The organism is Micromonospora foliorum (assembly GCF_022229015.1).
In the GTDB taxonomy this organism is placed as follows: domain Bacteria; phylum Actinomycetota; class Actinomycetes; order Mycobacteriales; family Micromonosporaceae; genus Micromonospora; species Micromonospora foliorum.
In genome coordinates this window covers 1-1,659 of sequence record NZ_JAKKFF010000512.1, presented here as the reverse complement: position 1 = coordinate 1,659, position 1,659 = coordinate 1, and the positions used below count along the sequence as shown (strand labels likewise).

2 protein-coding genes are annotated in these 1,659 nt (G+C 74.6%); both read right to left on the bottom strand.

Features of this window, described 5'->3' with window-relative positions; genetic code table 11:
* On the bottom strand, positions 1 to 927 hold a 927-nt coding region (locus tag PSH25_RS29080; protein WP_238662064.1), incomplete at its 3' end, for a cobyrinic acid a,c-diamide synthase CobB.
* On the bottom strand, positions 921 to 1,532 hold the full coding sequence (gene cobO, locus PSH25_RS29075; RefSeq protein ID WP_238662063.1) for a cob(I)yrinic acid a,c-diamide adenosyltransferase: 612 nt from the start codon (positions 1,530 to 1,532) through the stop codon (positions 921 to 923). The genes PSH25_RS29080 and cobO, both read right to left, overlap by 7 nt.
* Positions 1,533 to 1,659 lie beyond the last annotated feature (127 nt).

Sequence of the window (1,659 nt, the reverse complement as noted above, 5' to 3'; positions counted from 1 at the left end):
GATCACCACCGCCCGGGTGCCGGTGGGCAGCGCCGGGTCGCGCAGCGGGTCGACGGTGACGACGACCGCGCCGGCTGCGGTGAGCAGTTCGGCGGTCTCCGCGTACGAGAAGGTGAAGGCCGGACCACCGGCGAGCGCGACCCGTGGTCGCTCAACGCCGGCCGGCCCGCCGACGGCGGCGACCGGGTCCCACGCCGGGGCGGTCAGTGGCGGGGCGGTCCGGGCCAGGTCGAGCACGGCGTCGAGGTCCACTGTGGCCTCGACCAGTTCGGCGAGCGCGGTGACGATCGCGACGGATTCGGGTGCCCGCTCGGCGACCGGCACCAACCCGAGGTGCCGGGCCGGCGCGGCCACCTCGGCGGCGCGGGTGACCGCCCCGAGCACCGGTACGCCCACCTCGGCGAGGGCGTCGCGCAGCAGCGTCTCGTGCCGGGGCGAGCCGACCCGGTTGAGGATCACCCCGCCGATGCGTACCGCCGGGTCGAACGCGGCCATGCCGAGGGTGAGCGCGGCGGCCGACCGGCCCTGCGCGGTGGTGTCCAGCACCAGCAGCACGGGCGCCTCGATCAGCCGGGCGACGTGCGCGGTGGAGGCGTAGTCGCGGCGGCCCACCGCGCCGTCGTGCAGGCCCATGACGCCCTCGACCACGGCGATGTCGGCGGGGGTGGGGACGCTCGCGCCGTGCCGCAGCAGGGCGGCGATCCGGTCGGCCCCGACCAGGAACGGGTCGAGGTTGCGCCCGGGTCGCCCGGCGGCGAGGGCGTGGTAGCCGGGGTCGATGTAGTCGGGGCCGACCTTGTGCGGGCTGACCGTCAGGCCCCGTCGGCGCAGCGCGGCGAGCAGCCCGGTGGCCACCGTCGTCTTGCCGTGACCGCTGGCCGGGGCAGCGACCACCACCCGGGGCAGCGCCCAGTGTGCGGTCACCACTCGATGCCCTTCTGGCCCTTCTGGCCGGCGTCCATCGGGTGCTTGACCTTGGTCAGTTCGGCGACCAGGTCGGCGGCGGCGACCAGGCGCGGGTCGGCGTCCCGACCGGTGATCACGACGTGTTGGAAGCCGGGCCGGTCGGCCAGGGTGGCGACCACCTCGTCGACGTCCACCCAGCCCCACTTCATCGGGTAGGTGAACTCGTCCAACACGTACAGCCCGTAGCGCTCGGCGGCCAGGTCACGCTGGATCTGCCGCCAGCCCTCCAGGGCGTCGGCGGCGTGGTCGGCGTCGCCGCCGCGCTGGATCCAGGACCAGCCCTCGCCCATCTTGTGCCAGGCCACCGGCGCGCCCTGGCCGGTGCGCTCGTGCACCTCGCCGAGCGCCCGGAAGGCGTTCTCCTCCCCCACCCGCCACTTGGCGCTCTTGACGAACTGGAACACCCCGACCGGCAGGCCGGCCGTCCAGGCCCGCAACGCCAGCCCGAAGGCCGCCGTCGACTTCCCCTTCATCTGTCCGGTGTGGACGATCATCAGTGGCCGGTGCCGCCGCTGCCGGGTGGTCAACCCGTCGAGCGGCACCGAACTCGGCTGTCCCTGCGGCATCAGCCCGTCCCCCGTCCCGCGGGCACTCCCGCGATCTTGCAGTTTCTGTTGGCCATATGCGTACTTCGCCCCCTATGCCGCGACAGGAAGTGCAAGATCGCGGGGGTGGGGGTGGGGGTGGGGGGGG